This window comes from Geodermatophilus maliterrae, from assembly GCF_041018925.1.
GTDB lineage: Bacteria > Actinomycetota > Actinomycetes > Mycobacteriales > Geodermatophilaceae > Geodermatophilus > Geodermatophilus maliterrae.
In genome coordinates this window covers 1-19,545 of sequence record NZ_JBFNXQ010000031.1, presented here as the reverse complement: position 1 = coordinate 19,545, position 19,545 = coordinate 1, and the positions used below count along the sequence as shown (strand labels likewise).

Annotated in this window: 16 protein-coding genes and 2 pseudogenes; 13 read left to right on the top strand and 5 right to left on the bottom strand. The window is 74.7% G+C overall.

Translation table 11 applies throughout. The features are described 5' to 3' along the window. The first annotated feature begins 18 nt into the window (after nt 1-18). From ABQ292_RS11635 to ABQ292_RS11625, 3 genes are all read left to right on the top strand, one after another. A complete protein-coding gene (locus ABQ292_RS11635) occupies nt 19-882 on the top strand; it encodes a class I SAM-dependent methyltransferase (RefSeq protein WP_369206417.1) in 864 nt (287 codons plus the stop codon). A gap of 119 nt (nt 883-1,001) precedes the next feature. Further along, nucleotides 1,002-2,420: an aminotransferase class V-fold PLP-dependent enzyme gene (locus ABQ292_RS11630; protein WP_369206415.1), complete on the top strand. Its 1,419-nt coding sequence runs from the start codon at nt 1,002-1,004 to the stop codon at nt 2,418-2,420. A 17-nt stretch (nt 2,421-2,437) separates the two neighbouring features. Further along, a complete protein-coding gene (locus ABQ292_RS11625) occupies nt 2,438-3,094 on the top strand; it encodes a pyridoxamine 5'-phosphate oxidase family protein (RefSeq protein ID WP_369206413.1) in 657 nt (218 codons plus the stop codon). Here the strand turns inward: ABQ292_RS11625 and ABQ292_RS11620 are convergent. Both ABQ292_RS11620 and ABQ292_RS11615 read right to left on the bottom strand, forming a co-directional pair. Beyond that, nucleotides 3,080-3,643: an LLM class flavin-dependent oxidoreductase gene (locus ABQ292_RS11620; protein ID WP_369206411.1), complete on the bottom strand. Its 564-nt coding sequence runs from the start codon at nt 3,641-3,643 to the stop codon at nt 3,080-3,082. The two genes, ABQ292_RS11625 and ABQ292_RS11620, sit on opposite strands and share 15 nt — an antisense overlap. A gap of 118 nt (nt 3,644-3,761) precedes the next feature. Then, nucleotides 3,762-4,073: pseudogene (locus tag ABQ292_RS11615) on the bottom strand (LLM class flavin-dependent oxidoreductase); the annotation flags it as partial. Nucleotides 4,074-4,251: 178 nt separating this feature from the next. Between ABQ292_RS11615 and ABQ292_RS11610 the strand changes: the two are divergent. The 5 genes from ABQ292_RS11610 to ABQ292_RS11590 all read left to right on the top strand — a co-directional run bounded on the left by ABQ292_RS11610 (nt 4,252) and on the right by ABQ292_RS11590 (nt 11,054). After that, a complete protein-coding gene (locus ABQ292_RS11610) occupies nt 4,252-7,110 on the top strand; it encodes an AfsR/SARP family transcriptional regulator (protein ID WP_369206409.1) in 2,859 nt (952 codons plus the stop codon). A gap of 91 nt (nt 7,111-7,201) precedes the next feature. Next, nucleotides 7,202-8,038, top strand: a complete 837-nt coding sequence (locus ABQ292_RS11605; RefSeq protein WP_369206407.1) for a class I SAM-dependent methyltransferase — start codon at nt 7,202-7,204, stop codon at nt 8,036-8,038. A 280-nt stretch (nt 8,039-8,318) separates the two neighbouring features. After that, nucleotides 8,319-9,164: a TIR domain-containing protein gene (locus tag ABQ292_RS11600; protein ID WP_369206405.1), complete on the top strand. Its 846-nt coding sequence runs from the start codon at nt 8,319-8,321 to the stop codon at nt 9,162-9,164. Nucleotides 9,165-9,225: 61 nt separating this feature from the next. Beyond that, nucleotides 9,226-9,612, top strand: a complete 387-nt coding sequence (locus ABQ292_RS11595; protein WP_369206403.1) for a CD225/dispanin family protein — start codon at nt 9,226-9,228, stop codon at nt 9,610-9,612. A 365-nt stretch (nt 9,613-9,977) separates the two neighbouring features. Next, nucleotides 9,978-11,054 (top strand): DUF2855 family protein, encoded by a 1,077-nt coding sequence (locus ABQ292_RS11590; protein WP_369206401.1) that lies wholly within the window; start codon nt 9,978-9,980, stop codon nt 11,052-11,054. A 6-nt stretch (nt 11,055-11,060) separates the two neighbouring features. Here the strand turns inward: ABQ292_RS11590 and ABQ292_RS11585 are convergent, their stop codons facing one another. After that, nucleotides 11,061-11,561 (bottom strand): inorganic diphosphatase, encoded by a 501-nt coding sequence (locus ABQ292_RS11585; RefSeq protein WP_369206399.1) that lies wholly within the window; start codon nt 11,559-11,561, stop codon nt 11,061-11,063. Between the two features lie 172 nt (nt 11,562-11,733). On the opposite strand from ABQ292_RS11585, the gene ABQ292_RS11580 reads away from it, so the two are divergent. Beyond that, on the top strand, nt 11,734-12,765 hold the full coding sequence (locus tag ABQ292_RS11580) for an NAD(P)H-dependent flavin oxidoreductase (protein WP_369206397.1): 1,032 nt from the start codon (nt 11,734-11,736) through the stop codon (nt 12,763-12,765). Between the two features lie 65 nt (nt 12,766-12,830). Here ABQ292_RS11580 and ABQ292_RS11575 read toward each other — a convergent pair whose 3' ends face one another. Further along, entirely contained in the window at nt 12,831-14,297 is a 1,467-nt protein-coding gene (locus ABQ292_RS11575; RefSeq protein WP_369206395.1) for a protein adenylyltransferase SelO, read from the bottom strand. Nucleotides 14,298-14,422: 125 nt separating this feature from the next. On the opposite strand from ABQ292_RS11575, the gene ABQ292_RS11570 reads away from it, so the two are divergent. The 4 genes from ABQ292_RS11570 (at nt 14,423) to ABQ292_RS11555 (ending at nt 19,104) form a co-directional block, all read left to right on the top strand. Continuing rightward, nucleotides 14,423-15,259 carry an SRPBCC family protein gene (locus ABQ292_RS11570; RefSeq protein ID WP_369206393.1) on the top strand — a complete coding sequence of 279 codons (837 nt, stop codon included), beginning with the start codon at nt 14,423-14,425 and terminating at the stop codon, nt 15,257-15,259. A 103-nt stretch (nt 15,260-15,362) separates the two neighbouring features. After that, nucleotides 15,363-16,463 (top strand): AmmeMemoRadiSam system radical SAM enzyme, encoded by a 1,101-nt coding sequence (amrS, locus tag ABQ292_RS11565; RefSeq protein ID WP_369206391.1) that lies wholly within the window; start codon nt 15,363-15,365, stop codon nt 16,461-16,463. An 84-nt stretch (nt 16,464-16,547) separates the two neighbouring features. Next, the gene (locus tag ABQ292_RS11560) at nt 16,548-17,948 is read left to right on the top strand and encodes a TonB-dependent receptor (RefSeq protein WP_369206389.1); all 1,401 of its coding nucleotides are present in this window, start codon (nt 16,548-16,550) and stop codon (nt 17,946-17,948) included. A gap of 124 nt (nt 17,949-18,072) precedes the next feature. Then, nucleotides 18,073-19,104 (top strand): aldo/keto reductase, encoded by a 1,032-nt coding sequence (locus tag ABQ292_RS11555; protein ID WP_369206387.1) that lies wholly within the window; start codon nt 18,073-18,075, stop codon nt 19,102-19,104. Nucleotides 19,105-19,158: 54 nt separating this feature from the next. Here ABQ292_RS11555 and ABQ292_RS11550 read toward each other — a convergent pair. Continuing rightward, nucleotides 19,159-19,545: pseudogene (locus tag ABQ292_RS11550) on the bottom strand (hypothetical protein); the annotation flags it as partial.

The following is a 19,545-nucleotide window of genomic DNA, read 5'->3' as shown; positions in this document are numbered from 1 at the left end:
CGAGGCAGGGAGCCGGCGATGAGCACCACCACCGAGGGTGTCGAGCACCAGGTCGACTACGCGCTCCAGCGGACCCCGCTCGAGTACGAGCGGCTACGGGCCCAGGCCCTCGTCTGGGAGCCCGCGACCGTGCGGGTGCTCGACCGGATCGACCTCGCGCCGGGCGCCACGTGCCTGGACGCCGGCTGCGGGCCCGGTGAGACGATGCGGCTGCTGGCGCGTCGTGTCGGCCCGGACGGCGCCGTCACCGGTATCGACGTCGACGCCGCCCTCGGCACGCTGGCCGAGACGGCGCTGCACGAGTCCGGTCACCGGCAGTGCCGCGTCCGGGCCGTCGAGCTCACCGGTGACGCGCCGGTCCCGGGAGCGCCCTACGACCTCGTCTTCGCGCGACTGCTCCTCTTCCACCTGCCGCAGCGGGTCCCCGTCCTGAGCCGGCTGTGGGACGCCGTCGCGCCCGGCGGACACCTCGTCGTGCAGGACTACGACCTGCACGCCTTGGACGTGGTGCCGTCGCTGGCCAGCGTGGACGAGGTCGTACGGGTGGTCGTCGACACCTTCGGCGCCCTCGGCTGCGACATCCGCGCGGGCGCCCGGCTGCCGGGCATGTTCGCCCAGGCCGGCGCCGGCGAACCGGACGGCACCGACGTGACCGGCCGCGTGGAACCGCTGGCGAAGGGGCACCGGATCCTCGAACAGACGTTCCGCAGCGTGCTACCTGCCGCGATCGCCCACGACGTCACCGATCCGAAGCACGCCGACGCAGTGCTCGCCGCGCTCCGCCGGGACGCCGCGCGCCTCCCCGACACCTCCATGGTCTGGCCACTGATGGTCGGTGCCTGGAAGCAGAAGCGGCGCGGATCCCAGCTCGCGAACTCCTGACGGCACCACCGCGAGCGGTCGCCCCGCCACGCCGACGTCGGCCAGGACCGGGCGTCGTCTCCCCAGGGGATCCCGTCCGCAGGACGCGACCCGGACCTCGACAGGAAGGTGGGCGCACCATGTGGCGCCGACACGCCCCCGACCCGTCCGCGAGCGGGCCCGCCCCCGTCCTGGACGTCCACCGCATCCGGCAGCACTTCGACTTCCCGGCGGCCGGCCGGGTGGTCACCAACAACGCCGCGAGCACCCAGCCCCCGCGGGAGCTGCTCGAGCTCTACCGCTCCCTGTCGCCGTGGTACGAGAACGTGCACCGCGGCCAGTCGTCGGCCTCGCAGCACATGACCGGGCTGTTCGAGGAGTCCTACGACACCATCGCGACCTGGCTCAACGCGCGGAGCCGGCGCAGCATCGTCACCTACCGCAACACCACCGAGGCGATCAACGCCGTCATGTACTCGCTGCTCAGCGAGTTCCGCGACGGCGACAACGTCGTCACCACGACGATGGAGCACAACTCGAACTTCGTGCCCTGGTACGCGCTGAGCCGGGAGATCCTGCCGCGCTTCGGCCGCCGGGTGGACCACCGCCTCGCCCGCTTCGACCCCGTCACCGGCGAGCTCGACCTGGAGCACCTCGCCCAGCTCGTCGACGCCCGCACGAAGCTCGTGTGCGTCTCCGGGGCCTCGAACTTCCTCGGCACGAAACCGCCGCTGCGCCGCATCCGGGCCATCGCCGACGACAGCGGGTACCCACGCCCAGACGGCGACAGCGGGTCGTTGCTGCTGGTCGACGCCGCGCAGCTGGTGCCGAGCAGCAGCGTCGACGTCCAGGCCCTCGACGTCGACTACCTGGCCTTCTCCTTCCACAAGCTCCTGGCCCCGTTCGGCATCGGCGTGCTCTACGCCAAGGAGCACCTGCTCGAGCAGGCCCTGCCGTTCCTGTACGGCGGCGACATGATCGCCGAGGGCCAGGTCGCGCCGGACCGCGTCAGCTACAACGCCCTGCCGTGGAAGTACGCCGCCGGGACGCCGAACATCCTCGGCGTCATCGCGTCCGCCCAGGCGTTGCGGCTCCTGCTCGACCTGGTCGCCGGGGGCCGTCCCCGGTGGTTCGGGACCGCGGAGCCCCTCGCGCGGGACGTGGTGGTCTCCTCGATGGACCTCGTCGCTCGGCACACCACCGCCGTGACCGAGCAGGCGATGCGCTCGGCCCAGGACGTCGCCGGGCTCACGGTGTACGGACCGCCCCCGGGCGCACCGCGCTCACCCCTGGTGGCCTTCACCGTCGAGGGGATGGACCCGCTGCGCATCGCGGAGGGGCTGAACGAGCTCGGCGTGGAGTCCCGGGCCGGCTGCCACTGCGCCACGCTCGCGCACCGGGACCTCGGCCTGGTGCCCTCGGGCAGCTGTCGGCTGAGCTTCGCCCTGTACAGCAGCCCGGACGACGTCGACAGCGCCATGGAGGCCCTGCGGCGCGTCACCGCGCCGGCCCGGATCGGCCGCGTCGGACTGCGCGCAGCAGGGCGGCCCTACCCGTGACCCGGGAGCGAGGCGCCGTGCCCGGCTCGATCGGCGAGCACGCCCTGCAGGAGCGGTACGGCACCGTCTCCCGCGCCCGCGGCTTCTACGACCACCAGGTGCTGGACCACCTCAACGACCGCATGCAGGCGTTCGTGGCCCGCGCGGAGATGGTCTTCGTCGCCACCGCCGACGCCTCGGGCGAGGCCGACTGCTCCTTCCGCGCCGGGGAGCCCGGGTTCGTCTGCGTGCTCGGCGAGCGGACGCTCCTCTATCCCGAGTACCGGGGGAACGGCGTGATGGGCAGCCTCGGCAACATCACCGAGAACGGCCACGTCGGCCTGCTGTTCATCGACTTCTGCGGTGACGCGATCGGCCTGCACGTCAACGGCCGGGCCACGCTGACGGAGAACGCCGAGCTGCTGGCCCGTGCCGACCTCCCCGCCGGCGTCCTCGCCGGCCTGCGGCAGCAGGGCGGTCGCCGGCCGGAGTGCTGGGTGGGCGTGGACGTCGTCGAGGCCTACATCCACTGCTCCAAGCACATCCCGCAACTGGTGGAGCGTGCCGCGGTCCCCCGCGCATGGGGCACCGACGACGTGGTCCGCAAGGGCGGGGACCACTTCCGCGCCAAGCACTCGTCCCGTCCGTGGGTGGACGGCGGCGCCGACGTCCGCGCGTGCTCAGGCCCCGCGTGACGACGTCCCGCTCCGGCGGGTGACCGGCTCGGATCGCCGCTGCGGGCTCAGCGTCTCGAGGGCGGCGTCCAGCTCGGCCACGGGCCGTCCCGGCGGCAGCACCACGACGGGGAGCTCGGCGCCGGCGGCGTACCAGGCGTCGAGCCCCGCCGCGGCGGCGTCCGCGTCGCCCCAGAGCAGGAGCTCGTCGAGCAGCACCTCCGCGCCCGCCGGGACCTCGCGGCCGGCCGGGTCCGCCGCCAGCACCGCGTCGACGGCGCCGCCCAGGCCCTGCCGGCGCATCGTGCGCGGGTAGAGCGGACCCATCCCCGTCAGGTAGGTCGACAGCCACCAGGCCGCCGTCGCCCGCGCCGTCGCCGGGTCCTCCGCCACGGCCACCGGGATGCCGGGACCGACCACCGGCACCGGCCGGTCGGCCTCCATGGCACCCTCGCTGAGCAGCTTCACGCCGTCCGCGAGTCCCGACCGGGGGAGCAGGAACGGGTACCAGGCGTCGGCGAGGGCCCCCGCCAGCCGCACGGCGGCCGGACCCAGCGCCGCCAGGTGCACCGGGATCTGCGGCCGAGGAGGGACGGCCAGCCGCAGCGGCCGCTGCCCACCCGCGCGACGGCGTCATCCGGTCGCCGGCCAGCAGAGCGCGCACCTGCCGGGTCACCGCCTCCAGGCGCGCGACCGGGGTGGTGAAGGGCTCGTCGTGCAGGCCCTCGGCCAGCTGCGGCGAGCCGGCGCCCAGCCCGAGCACGAACCGGCCGCCGGACACCACGTCGAGGGACTGGGCCAGCATCGCCACGTGCGCGGGGCTGCGCCCCCAGACGTTGAGGACGCCGGTGCCGATGCGGATCCGCCGGGTCCGCGCGGCGATCACGCCGAGCAGCACCGGCGCGTCGTGACCCCAGCCCTCGGCCAGCAGGAACGCCTCGTAACCGAGGGCCTCGGCCCGGTCGGCGAGGTGCAGGACGACGTCGGGGCGCGTCTCCATCGGTGTGATCCCGACGGCCAGGCGCCGGGGGACTGCGGTCGTGGTCATGGTGCTGCCTCCCGGCTCCCGATCACCGTGGTGCTCGGTCAGAGGTCGCCCGTTCGCATCTGGTCCCCGTCGACGGGCCGCCACTAGGGTCGGCCGCGCCCGTTGCAATCCGCTTGCAGGCGAGGCAGGGATGACAGGTGCACCGCACGCGCGGGTCCGCGTCCTGGGGCCGCTGCAGGTCGACGACGGCGACGGGCCCGTCCCCGTCGGCGGCCACAAGCCGCGCACCCTGCTCACCGCCCTGCTCGTGGCGCGCGGCGAGGTGGTGTCGGCCGACCGGCTGGTCGCCGCGCTGTGGGGGGACGCCCCGCCCGCCGGGGCGCTGGCCGCGCTGCGGGCCTACGTCTCCCGGCTGCGCGGGGTGCTCGGACCCGCCGCGCCCATCCACCACCGCCCGCCCGGCTACTGCCTGTCCCTCGACGCCGCGACGCTGGACGCCGCGGAGTTCGAGCAGCGGGTCCGGACCGCCCGGGCGGCCGCGACCGCGGGGGACCACGCGCGGGCGCTGGCCGACCTCGACGCCGCGCTCGGCCTCTGGCGGGGGGATGCGCTCGCCGAGTTCGCCGACGAGGACTTCGCGGCGGCCGAGGCCGCCCGGCTGACCGAACTGCGCATGAGCGCCACCGCCGACCGCGCCGACGTGCTGGTGGAGCTGGGCCGGGCGGCCGAGGCGGTGCCCGAGCTCGAGGCGCTGGTGCGCCGGCACCCGTCGTGGGAGCGGCCCGCGGTCACGCTGATGCGGGCCCGGTACGCGACCGGACACCAGGCCGAGGCGCTCGCCGCCTTCCACGAGCTGCGGGCCCGGCTCGGCGAGGAGCTGGGGGTCGAGCCGGCCGCGCCCGCGCAGGCGCTGTACCGGCGGATCCTCGCCCACGACCCCGCCCTGGCCGCCACGCCGCCTCCCGGGAACCTCCCGCGGCGGGCGAGCAGGTTCGTCGGCCGCGACCGGGAGGTCGAGCGGGTGACGGCAGCCCTGCGCGCCGGCCCGCTGGTGACGCTGACCGGTGTCGGAGGCACGGGGAAGTCCCGGCTCGCGGTGGAAGTCGCGGCCCGGGACCGGGGGCGCTTCGACGACGGCGTGTGGCTCTGCGAGCTCGCCGCCCTGCCCGACGGGACCCCGGTCGGCGACGCGGTCTCCGCGGCCCTCGGCATCCGGCAGCGGTCCGGCCTGTCGATCGAGCAGACGGTCCTGGACTACCTCCGCGACCGCTCGCTGCTGCTCCTCGTGGACAACTGCGAGCACGTGCTGGAGCACGCGGCCCGGCTCGTCGGCGAGGTCGTGCAGCGGTGCCCCCGGGTGGTGGTCCTCGCGACCAGCCGCGAGCCGCTCGGCGTGGAGGGTGAACAGGTGTGGCCGGTGCCGCCCCTGCCGCTCGAGGACGCCACCGCGCTGTTCGTCCAGCGGGCCCGCGCGGCGACGGCGGACTTCCGCCTCGACCCCGCCGCCGCGGACGCCGTGGCCACCATCTGCGGCCGGCTCGACGGCCTGCCGCTGGGCATCGAGCTGGCCGCGGCCCGCATGCGCGTCATGAGCCCGGTCGAGGTCGCCCGCCGGCTCGAGGACACCCCGCTGCTCGGCGGCGGGCGCGGGCCGGTCGCGCGGCACCAGAGCCTCGTGGCCGCCATCGAGTGGTCCTACCGGCTGCTGCCCGAGCCCGAGCAGCGGCTGTTCCGCGGCATGTCGGTGTTCGCCGGAGGGGCCGACCTGCGGGCGGTGCACCGCGTCGCCGACCCGCAGGCGACCGAGGACGACGTCCTCGACCGGCTCACCCGGCTCGTCGACCGCTCGATGGTGGTGGCCGCGAGCGGGGTGCACAGCCGCTACCGGCTGCTGGAGACCCTGCGCGCCTACGGCCGGTCGCGCACCGAGGCCGCCGGTGAGGACACCGCGCTGGCCCGGCGGCACGTCGGGTACCACGTCGAGTTCGCCGAGCGGGCCGGCCGGGGACTGCAGGGGCCCGACGAGCGGGCGTGGGCGGCGGAGGCCCTCGGCGTCTACGACGACCTGCGGGCGGCCTTCACCCGGGCCGCTGCCGACCGCGGCCGGGACCTGGCCGTGCGGCTGGTGGCGGCCGTGCCCGAGCTGGTGCACCTGCGCGTCGGCTACGAGGCCCACGCCTGGGCCGAGCAGCTGCTGCACGTGGTGGACCCCGACCACCCGCTGTACCCGGCCGCCGTCGGCGCCGCCGCCCGCGGCGCGTGGAACCGGGGTGACTTCACCCAGGCGACGGCGACGGCGCGGCTGGCGGGGGGCCGGCGGCCACTGCCCGGCACCGCGCGGATCGCCTACCCGGGCGACGTCCTCGCCGACGTGGCGCTCTACGACGGCGACGTCGACACCGCGCTCGGGCACTACACGGCCGAGGCGGCGCGGGCCCGTGCCGACGGCGACCGGATCCGGCTGGTCTGGACGCTCTACTACGTCGCGGTGTGCCAGGCGGTCCGCCGCCGGCCGGAGCGCGGCCTCCCCGCCGCGCGGGAGAGCCTCGACGTCGCGGAGGCGACTGCCAACCCGACGGCGCAGTCGATGGCCCGCTACGCGCTCGGGCTGGTGCTCAAGAAGTCCGACCCCGACCGCGCCCTGGCGCTGTTCGACGAGGCGGAGGAGCTGGCCGCCGCCGTGCGCAACTTCTGGTGGCAGGGCATCGCGATGATGGAGGCGGCGGCCACCCGGGCGGTGCACGGCGACCCGGTCGTGGCCGCACGCGCGCTGGTCGCCGTCCTCGCCCACTGGGACCGGGTCGGCGACGCCACGCAGCAGTGGCTCAACCTGCGCTACGTGGCCCGGCTCCTGCAGCGGGTGGCGGCGACGGCGGACGCCGCCGTCCTGCACGGCCACCTCGTGGCGGCCGGCAAGCCCTCACCGCTCGGACCGGCGCCGGACGCGCCGCGGGGCGACCCCCGGGCGGCCGAGGCCGCGGCGGTCGCGCACGCCCGCGCGGCGCTGGGCCGCATTGTGTCCGGGCACCTCGTGACCGGCACTGCATGAGCCTGCATCCGCGTTGCAGACGGTCTGCAACGCCCCGGGGCCACCGTCGTCGCGCTGCGGGACGACCCGCACGACGACGAGGAGCAGACACATGACAGACACCGTCGACGCGACCGCCGCGGATCGCGCACTGAAGGCCAGGCACCGCGCGATGTGGGGGCTCGGGGACTACCCGGCCGTGGCGAGGGACCTGATCCCCGAGCTGGGGCGTGTCCTGGTCGCCGCGGCCGGGGTGCGCCGCGGCGAGCGCGTCCTGGACGTCGCGGCGGGCACCGGGAACGCCGCCGTCCCCGCCGCGCTGACCGGCGCCGAGGTCGTGGCCTCCGACCTCACCCCGGAGCTGTTCCCGGCCGGCCGCGAGTTCGCGGCACGCGCGGGCGCGGAGCTCGCGTGGGAGGAGGCCGACGCCGAGGCGCTGCCCTACGCGGACGCGAGCTTCGACGTCGTCCTGTCCTGCGTCGGGGTGATGTTCGCGCCGCACCACCAGCAGGCCGCCGACGAGCTGGTGCGGGTGTGCCGCCCGGGCGGGCGGATCGGCCTCGTCAGCTGGACGCCGGAGGGGTTCGTCGGCGAGATGTTCCGGACGATGAAGCCCTACGCGCCCCCGCCGCCGCCCGGCGCGCAGCCGCCGCCGCTGTGGGGCGACGAGCAGCACGTGCGCGGGCTGTTCGGCGACCGGGTCACCGACGTCGTCGCGCGGCGGCGGACCGTGACGACGAGCGGCTGGGAGACGCCGGAGGCGTGGCGGGACTACTGGAAGTCCGTCTACGGGCCGACGATCGCCACCTACCGCAACATCGCCGACGACCCCGAGCGGGTGGCGGCGCTCGACCGCGACCTGGCCGCGCTCGCCGCGCGGTACGACCGTGGCGCCGGAGGGACCGTCCTGGACTGGGAGTACCTGGTCCTGACCGCGCGCCGCGCCTGAGGGGCGCGCACCCACCCGCGGGCCGGCGCCGGGGAACCGGTGCCGGCCCGCTGACCGAGGCCGGGCGCACCGTGCACGAACCGGCCGGCGGCCGTGTGGCAGCACCCGTATCTGAGAGCCCCGACCCGCCTCTGCTGGGTGGGACTCCCCATGGCCGATCCGTCGGTGGGGGCTCCCGAACCCGACGTGACCACGTACGCGCCTGTGACCTCGTCGTCGCCGGGGCCGTGCGGCTACGAGGCACCGGATCGAGGTCCGAGGACGACGGAGGGGGGACGTCATGACGACGCTCGAACAGGCGACGACCCGAGGGCGGTTGAGCCTGTTCATGTCGTACGCCCGGGCGGATCTCGAGGCTGTGCGCATGGTCCAGGAAGGCATCGAGACCCTGCGCCACCAGGTCTGGATCGATCGCAGGCTCGATGGGGGTCAGGACTGGTGGGACGAGATCCTGGCACGCATCCGCGCATGCGACGCCATGATCATCGCGGTCTCCCCGACGCTGCTCGAGTCGGACGCGGCGGCGAAGGAACGGACCTACGCTCGGCAGCTGGGTAAGCCACTGTTGCCCGTCCTGGTCGCTCCGGTCATCACCGACCTCCTGCCACCGGATCTGGCCTCCCTCCAACTCGTCGACTACACCCAGGTCACACAGCTCAACGCGTTCCAGCTCGCTGCGGCCCTCTCCCGGCTCAGGCCGCCTCCTCCGCTGCCCCAGCCCTTACCGCCCGCGCCAGTGGTCCCGGTGTCGTACCTGACGGGTCTGGCGGACCAGGTGCGGGCGCCGACTCTGTCGCTGGAGGACCAGCTCTCGCTGGTGGCCGTGCTGCGGGTCTCCCTCCGACGTCCGCGCGAGCACGATGCCGCCCTCGAGTTGCTGCGCACCCTGCACCGCCGACGTGACCTCTACTACGCGACCTGGCACGAACTGGGGAAGCTGCTGCAGAGCGAGCAGGAGCGCGTCAGCGGAGAGACCCCCGTCGCAGGTCCTCCGCGCGAGGCGGTGACCACGCCGCCCGGGTGGTACCCGGATCCTTCGCGCCGCCACCAGTTCCGCTGGTTCGACGGCGACTGGACCCACTACGCGTCCGACTACGGCTCAGTCGTCGAGGACCCCGACTTCTGAGCCCGCGATCGACGCCGCACACCTGAGATCACCACCGCACAGATGAGGAGACAAGGTGAACATGCAGACGCCTCCACAGCCCAACGGCGGCAGCGGCACCCAACAGGGACGCCGCTATCCTCCGCCGCCCCCTCCCGGCCCGTCCGGGCCGTACGGGCAGCCGAGCGGGCCCTCGGTGTACGGCTATCCGCCGTCGACCGCTGCACCTGCCAAGCCCTCCGCCTACTGGCCCCTCTCCATCGTCGCGGTCCTCTGCTCCCTCGTGATCGGTGGCATCGGCCTGTACTTCTCGGCGCAGGTGTCGACCCGTTGGGACAACGGGGACGTCCAGGGCGCGAAGAAGGCGTCGACCACGGCGTTGGTCCTGGACGTCGTGGGCATCGTCATCGGCCTGATCGTGATCCTCGCGGCGGTCTCCGCGAGCGAGAGCACCGTCTACTACTACTGAGTCGCCCCACTGGTCCGGCACACCGGACCGCGCCGGCCTCGCCCGACGACGGGTACCCCCGCTGCCCGCGGCCGCGGGGGTCCCTGTCGATGGACGGGTGCGCCCCGGGACCCTCCGACGGCGTTCACAGCGGGACGCACGGGTTGCCGAGGTCGACGTGCGCCCGGACGTGCTCGGGCTGCGCGGGCGAGCCCGCGACGGCACTGGGCCGCCCGGAGGCGGGCCTGACTCTCCAGCAGCAGGGACTCGTCGAAGCGCTCGGTGTGGGCCATCCTGCTGACCGGCCTCGGTGAGGGCGGCGTCCGCATCGGCCCGTGCCGGATGCCCGGCGCAGGTCTGCTCTCGACTGTGAAGGAGTGCACGACGTGGTCGATCTCCTCGTCCGGCGGGACGACCTGCGGGTCGTCCGCGTCGACGCCGGTGAGCCGGCGCGGACCGACGTGGCCGCGGGCACGGTGCAGTTCGCCGTCGAGCGCTTCGGTCTCACCGCCAACAACCTGACCTACGCCGTCCTGGGCGACCGGTGGCGCTACTGGGACCACTTCCCGGGGCCGGACGGCTGGGGTCGGGTCCCCGCCTGGGGCTTCGGCCGGGTGGCGGCCTCCGGTGTCGACGGCGTCGCCGTGGGGGACCGCTTCTTCGGGTTCTGGCCGATGTCGAGCCGGGTCACCCTGGAGGTGGCCGCGGACGGGGGTGGCGTCGTCGACCGCTCGGCCGCCCGTGCATCCCTGCCGGCGGTCTACACCCGCTACCTGCGCGCCCGGCCGGAGACCGGCTTCCCGCCCGAGCACGACGACGCCGCGGCGGTCCTGCGGCCGCTGTTCCTGACCGGGTGGCTGCTGGCCGACCAGCTCGCTGCGCGCGACTGGCACGGCGCCGGGGCGGTGGTGCTGACCTCGGCGTCGAGCCGGACCGCCTGGTGCACCGCGACGGCGATCCGGGCGCGCGACGACGCACCGGCGGTCATCGGGCTGACGTCGGCCGGGCGGGTGGACGACACCGCGGGGCTCGGCCTCTACGACCAGGTGCTGGCCTACGACGACGTCGGCGCGCTGCCGGTCGACCGCGGCGTCGTCCTGGTCGACGTCGCCGGTGACGCCGCGGTCCGCGCGGCCGTGCACGAGCGCACGCAGGACGTGCTGCGGGTCTCGGTCGTGGTCGGTGCGACGCACTGGACGCGGGCCGGCGACAGCAGCGGGCTGCCGGGTCCGGCGCCGGTGGTGTTCTCCGCACCGGACGCGGCCGCGGAGGGGGCTGCCACGTCGGGTGCGGCGGCGTTCGCCCGCCGGCTCGGGGCGGCGTGGGCGGCGTTCGTCACCGACCGGGTGCCCGGGCTGCTCCGGTTCGAGCACGTGACCGGCGCCGACGCCCTGGCCGGGGCCTGGTCGGCGCTGCTGGACGGGGACGTCGACCCGCGCCGGGGACTGGTGGTCAGCCTGTAGGCGCCGTCAGCCGGAGGTCGCGGCGGACTGCTCGAGCCAGCGGCGCCGGGCGTCCTCCAGGGCCGCGACGGCCTGCGCCTTGCGCTCCCAGCCGCGGGTCTCGGCGGACTTGTCCGGCGACAGCGCCTCGTAGATCTCGAAGAAGTGCCAGATCTCGGCGATCTGGTGCATGGGCACGTCTTCCAGTTCCTGCAGGTGCAGCTGCCGCGGGTCGGTCGCCGGCACGCACAGCAGCTTGGCGTCGGGGCCCCGCGTGTCCTCGACCCAGAACACGGCGATGACCCGGGCGCGGACCATGCAGCCGGGGAAGGTGGGCTCGGCGAGGAGCAGCAGCGCGTCGATCGGGTCGCCGTCCTCGGCCAGGGTGTCGGGGACGAACCCGTAGTCGCCGGGGTAGCCGGTGGCGGTGAAGAGCATCCGGTCCAGCCGGATGCGGCCGAGCCGCTGGTCGTACTCGTACCTGTTCCGCGACCCCTTGGGGACCTCGACGATCACGTCGACCAGCACGGACGCCTCCTCACGCGGCCGGCCCCCGGTGCGACGGCGTCCGTCGCGGTCGGGTCGGCGCCAGCCGACCCTGACCGAGCACCCGCCACGCGTCAACTCGGGTGCCAGCATGGCGACGTCGGCCACGGCGCTCGCAAGCACGCGAGCGCATCCGGCGACGGAGGGAGTGGGCATGGTGCTGGAGCTGCGGCGGCCGATCGTGCAGGCGCCGATGGCGGGGGGCCCGTCGACACCCGAGCTCGCCGCGGCGGTCTCCGAGGCGGGCGGGCTCGGGTTCCTCGCCGCCGGCTACCGGACGCCGTCCGCGGTGGCCGACGAGATCGGCACGCTCCGGGCGCTGACCGGCGAGCGGTTCGGCGTCAACGTCTTCGTCCCCGGACCGCCCGGGGACGCCGACGCCGTGCGCCGGTACGCGCGGGAGCTGCGGGCCGACGCCGGGCGGTGGGGCGTCGACCTGGGGGAGCCGAGGACCGACGACGACGCCTGGGAGGCGAAGGTCGACCTGCTCGTCGAGGAGCGGGTGCCGGTCGTGTCGTTCACCTTCGGCCTGCCGCGTCCCGACATGGTCGCCGCGCTGCACCACGCCGGCGCCACGGTGCTGGTCACCGTCACGACGCCGCAGGAGGCGGTCGCCGCCCGCGACGTCGGCGCGGACGCGCTCACCGTGCAGGGCGTCGAGGCGGGCGGGCACCGGGGCGACTTCCTCGACCAGGACGGCGCCGGCGAGTACGGCCTGCTGACGCTGCTGCGCCTGGTCGCCCGGGCCGTGGACCTACCGCTGGTCGCCGCGGGCGGGCTCGTGGACGGCCCCTCGGTGGCCGCCGTGCACGTCGCCGGCGCGGAGGCGGCGCAGCTGGGCACGGCGTTCTTGCGCTGCCCCGAGGCGGGCACCAGCCCGGTCCACCGGGAGGCGCTCACGACGTACGACCGGACGGCGCTGACCCGGGCCTTCAGCGGCCGGCGTGCCCGCGGGCTGGTCAACCGGTTCCTCGCCGAGCACTCCGCCACCGCTCCGGCGGCCTACCCGCAGGTGCACCACCTGACGACGCCGCTGCGTGCCGCCGCCCGCAAGGCCGGGGACCCGGACGTGATCAACCTGTGGGCCGGTCAGGGCCATCCCCTCGTCGAGGCCCTGCCCGCCGGCGAGCTGGTCCGCCGTCTCGCGGACGACGCGCAGGCGGCCCTCACCAGCCGGGCGAGGTGACCGGCGGGTCGCACCGACGCGGCTCCCGAGCCGTCCCGCCGGTCGCCGCGCGGCGGGACCGGACCTCAGGTGCCGCAGAAGGTCGTGTAGGAGCCGAACGTCTCCGGGGCCGGGGCGGCGTAGCGCTCCAGGCCCGGCCGCTCGTCGAACGGCCTCGTCACGGCCTCGAGCAGCTGCTGCACCGGCCCCAGGTCGCCGTCCGTCGCGGCCTCCAGTGCCTCCTCGACGAGGTGGTTGCGCGGGGTGTACACGGGGTTGACCCGGTCCATCGCGTCGGCGTCCGGCGCCAGCGCCCGCCAGCGCTCGAGCCAGCCGTCGATGCCCGCGAGGTCCAGGAACAGCTCGCGCGTCGGCTCGACCGCACCGCGCGCCGCACCGGACAGTCCCCGGTGGAACGACGTCATGTCGACGCGGTCGGCGGTGAGCAGCTTCAGCAGGTCGTCGAGCAGCGACGACGCCACCTCGTCGTCCAGACCCTCAGGCAGGCCCAGCTTCCGCCGCATGCCGGCCGACCAGGCCGCGTTGTACGCCGGACGGAACCCGCCCAGCGCCCCGACCGCCAGGCCGATCGCCTGCTCCTGCTCGTCGGCGAGCAGCGGCAGCAGCGCCTCGGCGAACCGCGCGAGGTTCCACTCCATCACGATCGGCTGGTTGCCGTAGGCGTAGCGCCCACCGTGGTCGATGGAGCTGTACACCGTCGCCGGGTCGAACGCGTCGAGGAAGGCGCACGGCCCGTAGTCGATGGTCTCGCCGGAGATCGTCGTGTTGTCGGTGTTCATCACCCCGTGCACGAACCCGACGAGCATCCACCGCGCCACCAGTGACGCCTGCGCCGCGATCACCGACTCGAACAGCGCCAGGTACCGGTTGTCTGCGTCGGCGGCACCGGGGTGGTGCCGGGCGATGGCGACGTCGGCCAGCCGCCGCAGCAGGTCGACGTCGTCGGTCACCCGCGCGTACTGGAAGCTCCCCACCCGCAGGTGGCTGCTCGCCACCCGCGCCAGGACGGCGCCCGGCAGCAGTGTCTTGCGGCGGACCGTCCGGCCCGTCGCGACGACGGCGAGCGACCGCGTCGTCGGGAGGCCGAGGGCGTGCATCGCCTCGCTGACCACGTACTCGCGCAGCATCGGGCCCACCGCGGCCAGGCCGTCGGCGCCGCCGCGCGCGAACGGCGTCCGCCCGGAGCCCTTGAGGTGCAGGTCGCGCAGCCTGCCCTCGGCGTCGGTCAGCTCGCCCAGCAGCAGCGCGCGCCCGTCGCCGAGCCGCGGCACGAAGCCGCCGAACTGGTGCCCGGCGTAGGCCTGCGCCACCGGCGCGGCATCGTCGGGCACGAGCGTGCCGCTCAGCAGGCCGACCCCCTCGGCGCTGCGGAGCCACTCGGGGTCCAGCCCGAGCTCGGTGGCCAGCGGCTCGTTGAGCACGAGCAGCCGCGGCTCGGGAGCGTCGGCCGCCTGCCACGGCACCGCCATCTCCGGCAGCTCCCGCGCGAAGCGGCTCTCGAGGCGGACGTGGGTGGCCGGGGCGACGCTCACCCTCCCGACGGTACGTCGCCGTCCGCTGCCCGGCGGGTCGGACGACGAACTGCGCGCTTGCGAGGCCTGACCAGGGGTAACGCCGGTCACGTCCAGCGCCAGCGTCCTGCAACGGAGGAGGAACAGTGACCACGAAGGTCGAGAAGTCGATCCAGGTCGACGTACCGGTGACCACGGCCTACAACCAGTGGACCCAGTTCGAGGACTTCCCCCACTTCATGGGCGGGGTCAAGGAGGTCCGCCAGCTCACGGACAACCGGTTGCACTGGGTCGCCGAGATCGCGGGCGTCCGGCGCGAGTGGGAGGCCGCCGTCCTCGAGCAGGTGCCCGACCGGAAGGTCGCCTGGGCCGCCACGGGCGGCGCGACCAACGCGGGCGCGGTCCGGTTCGAGCCCGCCGGGCCGACGTCGACGATCGTGCACCTGGAGCTCGAGTACGAGCCCGAGGGCCTCGTGGAGCAGGTCGGCGACAAGCTCGGCATCGTCGAGCGGCAGGTGAGGTCCGACCTCGAGCGGTTCAAGAGCCTCATCGAGGACCAGGGCTACGCCAGCGGTGCGTGGCGCGGCTCGGTCAACGAGCACCTCGACGTCGGTACGCCCACCACGGGGGACGCCTACGGCTCGCACGGCGACAGCGGCAAGGCCGGCGTCTCGGGCAAGGCCGTCGCCGCCGGCGTGGCGGCGGTGGCCGGTGTCGCTGCCGCGGCCGCGGCAGTGGCCACGTCGTCGGGCGGTAACGAGGAGGCGCAGCCGGTCGAGCAGCCGGCGCGGCCGGAGGGCGTCGTCCAGTCGCAGGAGGTGACCGTCGTCGACCAGCCGCCGCCGGACGCGGTCGTGCGCGACGACGTGCTCGTCCCGGAGTCCGACCCCGAGGGCTACACCGGCACCAGCTCGACCGAGGGCGTCGAGCGGGGCGTGCGCCCGGACGGCGACGACCCGATGATCGGCGGCGGCAGCCGCTGATCCAGGCGGTCGGTGGAGGAGCCGACGTCTCCTCCACCGACCGCCGGGCGGGGCGCCTCCCGCGAGGCTCCGCGGTGCCTATCGTGGGGAGCGGGGAGGCGCCATGACGGCCGACATCAGCCTCGAGGACCGCTTCACGGTGCCGGGCCGGTACTGGCACCGGCTCGACGACGGTCGGGTGCAGTGCGACGTCTGTCCGCGGGAGTGCCGGCTGCACGAGGGGCAGCGAGGGCTCTGCTTCGTGCGCGGCCGCGTGGACGACCAGGTGGTGCTGACGTCCTACGGGCGGTCGAGCGGGTTCTGCGTGGACCCGATCGAGAAGAAGCCGCTCAACCACTTCCTGCCGGGCAGTGCGGTGCTGTCGTTCGGGACCGCCGGCTGCAACCTGTCCTGCCGGTTCTGCCAGAACTGGGACATCTCCAAGTCGCGCGAGATCGACCGGCTCTCCGACTCGGCCGGCCCCGACGACATCGCCGAGGCCGCCGAGCGACTGGGGTGCCGGAGCGTCGCGATGACCTACAACGACCCGACGGTCTTCCTGGAGTACGCGGTGGACGTCGCCGACGCCTGCCGGGCCCGGGGGATCAAGGCCGTGCTGGTCACCGCCGGTCACGTGAACGACGACGCGCGGCGGGAGCTGTACGCCCACGTCGACGCCGCGAACGTCGACCTCAAGGCCTTCACCGACGACTTCTACCGGCGGGTCGCGGCCGCCCGTCTCCAGCCGGTGCTCGACACCCTGGTGCACCTGCGGCACGAGACCGACGTGTGGTTCGAGATCACCACCCTGCTCATCCCGGGGTACAACGACTCCGACGCCGAGATCGACGCCGAGTGCGCCTGGATCGCCGACGAGCTGGGGACCGACGTCCCGCTGCACTTCACCGCGTTCCACCCGGACTTCAAGATGCGCGACGTCCCACCGACGCCGCCCGCGACGCTGACCCGCGCCCGCGGGATCGCCCAGCGCCACGGGCTGCGGTTCGTCTACACCGGCAACGTCCACGACGCCGAGGGCGGCCGCACCAGCTGCCCCGGCTGCGGCGAGGTGGTCGTGGAGCGGGACTGGTACGTCATCGGGCGCTACCGGCTCACCGACGACGGGCGCTGTGCTGCGTGCGGCACCGCCGTCCCGGGTCGCTACGACGGACCCGTCGGCAGGTGGGGAGCGCGGCGGCTCCCGGTGCACCTGGCCACGAGCTGACCCCTGCGGGACGAGGGTCGTCCCCACGACGGCGTTCCCCGTGCGGGGCTACGCTCGCCGCCACCCTGCGCGAGGAGAGCGGCCATGGACGCCGGCGTCGACACCCTGCAGAAGGCGCTGCAGATCAACCTCGACCCCCGCTGGTACGGCACGATCGCCGAGATCGGCGCCGGCCAGGAGGTCGCCCGGTGGTTCTTCCGGGCGGGCGGCGCGGCGGGCACGGTGGCGAAGACGATGTCGGCCTACGACATGGCGGTCAGCGACGCCGTCTACGGCAAGGCCGACCGCTACGTCTCCAAGGGCCGCCTGCAGGCGATGCTCGACCACGAGTTCCAGCTGAACGTCGACCGGCTGGGTGACCAGCGCGGCGACGAGACGGCCTTCTTCGCCTTCGCCGACACCGTGGTGGCGCGCAGCTACCGCGGCGGGAACGAGTGCCACGGCTGGATGGGCGTGGAGTTCCAGTCCCACCCGCGTGACGAGCCCAGCCAGGTCGTCGTCCACGTGCGGATGCTCGACGACGAGGCCCCGCAGCAGCAGGAGGCGCTGGGGATCGTGGGCGTGAACCTGCTGCACGCCGCCTTCTTCCACCACCACGAGCCGGAACGCCTGGTGGAGAGCCTGCTCGACCAGCTGACGACCGGCCGCATCGAGATCGACATGATCGAGCTGAAGGGGATCGAGTTCCGGGCGGTCGACAACCGGGTCATGGCACTCAAGCTCGTGCAGCTGGGGCTGAGCGGTGCGGCGATGTTCGGGCCCGACCGGCAGGTCCTGCAGCCGAGTGAGGTGCTGCGCAAGAAGGCGATCCTGGTCGAGCGCGGCAGCTTCCGCCCGCCCACGGTCGTCAACATCGACATGCTCGAGGCCGCGCGGGCGGAGTTCCAGGCCGATCCCGCCGTCGCCGACCGCGAGGTCCTGTCGCTCACCGAGCTGACCATGGCGAACCTGCGCGCCGGTGGTGACGTCGTCGACCGCAGGGACTTCCTCGCCCGGGTGGACCTGCTGGCCGCGTGCGGGATGACGGTGCTCATCTCCGACTACGTGGCCTACCACCGGCTCGCGGCCTACCTCGCCTGGCGGACCGACGGCCGGATCGGGATGGTCATGGGCGTCCCGAGCCTGCTCGAGCTGTTCGACGAGGCCAGCCACGCCGATCTGCCCGGCGGGATCCTCGAGAGCTTCGGCCGTCTGTTCAAGAACGACCTCAGGCTCTTCGTCTACCCGATGCTGCGCGACGGCGAGGTCACCACGGTCGAGACCGTCGCGGTCGACGAGGAGCTGCAGCCGCTCTACGACTACCTGGCGCGACGCGGCAGCTTCGTGCACCTGGACCAGTACAAGCCCGACTACCTGCCCATCCTCAGCCGGGACGTCCTCAAGCGGATCCCCACGGACGACGAGACGTGGGAGTCGATGGTGCCGCCCGAGGTCGCTGAGCTGATCAAGAAGCGCGGCTTCTTCGGCTACCGGCGCGACCGCTGAGGGGTCCGCGCGACCGCCCGGCCTCGCGGTGGCGGATCCCCGCACCCTGCGGCAGCGTCGGGCGTGCCCGCGCGTCGTCCCGCGGACGGGGCGCGCCGTGACCGCCGAGGACAGGAGCACCGTCGTGGAGTACCGCACCCTCGGCCGCAGCGGCTGCTCGGTCTCGTCCCTGTGCCTGGGCACGATGACCTTCGGCGCCGAGACCGACGAGGCGGGGGCGCACGAGCAGCTCGACGTCTTCGTGGAGGCCGGCGGCACGCTGGTCGACACCGCCGACGTCTACTCGGCCGGGGCGTCGGAGGAGATCGTCGGGCGGTGGCTCGCCGCGCGCCCGGCCGACGTCCGCGACCGCGTCGTCCTCGCCACCAAGGGCCGGATGCCGATGGCCGCCGAGCCCAACGGCGTCGGCAACTCGCGCCGCCACCTGCGCCGGGCGCTCGACGACTCGCTGCGCCGGCTCGGCGTCGAGCACGTCGACCTCTACCAGCTGCACGCCTGGGACCCGCACACCCCGCTGGAGGAGACCCTGGGCTTCCTCGACGACGCCGTGCACGCCGGGAAGATCGCCTACCCGGGCCTGTCGAACTTCACCGGCTGGCAGGTGCAGAAGGCGATCGACCTCGCCGAGCGCCGGCACTGGGCCGTACCGGTCACGCTGCAGCCGTCGTACAGCCTGCTCGTGCGCCAGATCGAGTACGAGATCGTGCCGGCCTGCCTGGAGAACGGGCTCGGGGTGCTGCCGTGGGGGCCCCTCGGCGGGGGCTGGCTGTCGGGCAAGTACACCCGTGACCAGCGGCCGGAGGGCGCCACCCGGCTCGGCGAGGACCCCGACCGGGGCATGGAGGCCTACGACCGGGTCGGCGCGAAGGAGCGGACCTGGGACGTGCTGGAGGCGGTGCAGGACGTCGCCGAGGCGCGCGGGGCGTCGATGGCGCAGGTGGCGCTCGCCTGGCTGGCCGCCCGGCCGGCGGTGACGTCGGTGATCCTGGGCGCCCGGACGACGGAGCAGCTGCGCGACGACATGGGCGCGGCCGACCTCGTGCTGGACGGCGAGGAGACCGCCCGGCTCGACGCGGTCAGCGACCCGGGCGCGGCCGACTACCCCTACGGCGAGGTGGGCGCCGAGCAGCGCAGCCGCGACCTGTCCGGGGCCTGACGACGGAGCGGCCGGGTCCGTCCCGGACCCGGCCGCCCTGCCCTCGTGGTGCGGCTACGCCCGGCCGGTGGCCCGCTGGGTGGCCTTGCCGACCGCCTGCACGATCTGCTCGTACCGCGGCCGCCCGGCCTGCGCGCCGAGGACGTAGCCGGTGCCCATGCCCAGGCCCAGGGAGGTGAGCCGGGCAGCACGCTTGGCGCGCTTCTCGACCCGGTGCGCGGTCTTGGCGACCGCCCCGGGGACCTTCTCGACCCTGCGCTCGGCCCGCATCGCCGCCCGCAGGCCCGTCTGCCCGAGCTCGGCACCGGCCTCGGCCGCCCTGGACACCGCGGTGGCCGCGAGCACGGCGCCGGCGTCGACGGCCCTGCGCGCGGCCTCCACACCGGCGTTCGTCCCGTGCTGCAGCGCCGAACCGGTCGCCACCAGCAGGGGACCGGCTGC

Excerpts from the sequence above, each read along its gene's own strand:
- amrS (WP_369206391.1), top strand. The coding sequence starts at position 15,363 with ATGACGGCCGACATCAGCCTCGAGGACCGCTTCACGGTGCCGGGCCGG.
- ABQ292_RS11630 (WP_369206415.1), top strand. The coding sequence starts at position 1,002 with ATGTGGCGCCGACACGCCCCCGACCCGTCCGCGAGCGGGCCCGCCCCC.
- ABQ292_RS11600 (WP_369206405.1), top strand. The coding sequence starts at position 8,319 with ATGACGACGCTCGAACAGGCGACGACCCGAGGGCGGTTGAGCCTGTTC.
- ABQ292_RS11595 (WP_369206403.1), top strand. The coding sequence starts at position 9,226 with ATGCAGACGCCTCCACAGCCCAACGGCGGCAGCGGCACCCAACAGGGA.
- ABQ292_RS11560 (WP_369206389.1), top strand. The coding sequence starts at position 16,548 with ATGGACGCCGGCGTCGACACCCTGCAGAAGGCGCTGCAGATCAACCTC.
- ABQ292_RS11610 (WP_369206409.1), top strand. The coding sequence starts at position 4,252 with ATGACAGGTGCACCGCACGCGCGGGTCCGCGTCCTGGGGCCGCTGCAG.
- ABQ292_RS11605 (WP_369206407.1), top strand. The coding sequence starts at position 7,202 with ATGACAGACACCGTCGACGCGACCGCCGCGGATCGCGCACTGAAGGCC.
- ABQ292_RS11635 (WP_369206417.1), top strand. The coding sequence starts at position 19 with ATGAGCACCACCACCGAGGGTGTCGAGCACCAGGTCGACTACGCGCTC.
- ABQ292_RS11580 (WP_369206397.1), top strand. The coding sequence starts at position 11,734 with ATGGTGCTGGAGCTGCGGCGGCCGATCGTGCAGGCGCCGATGGCGGGG.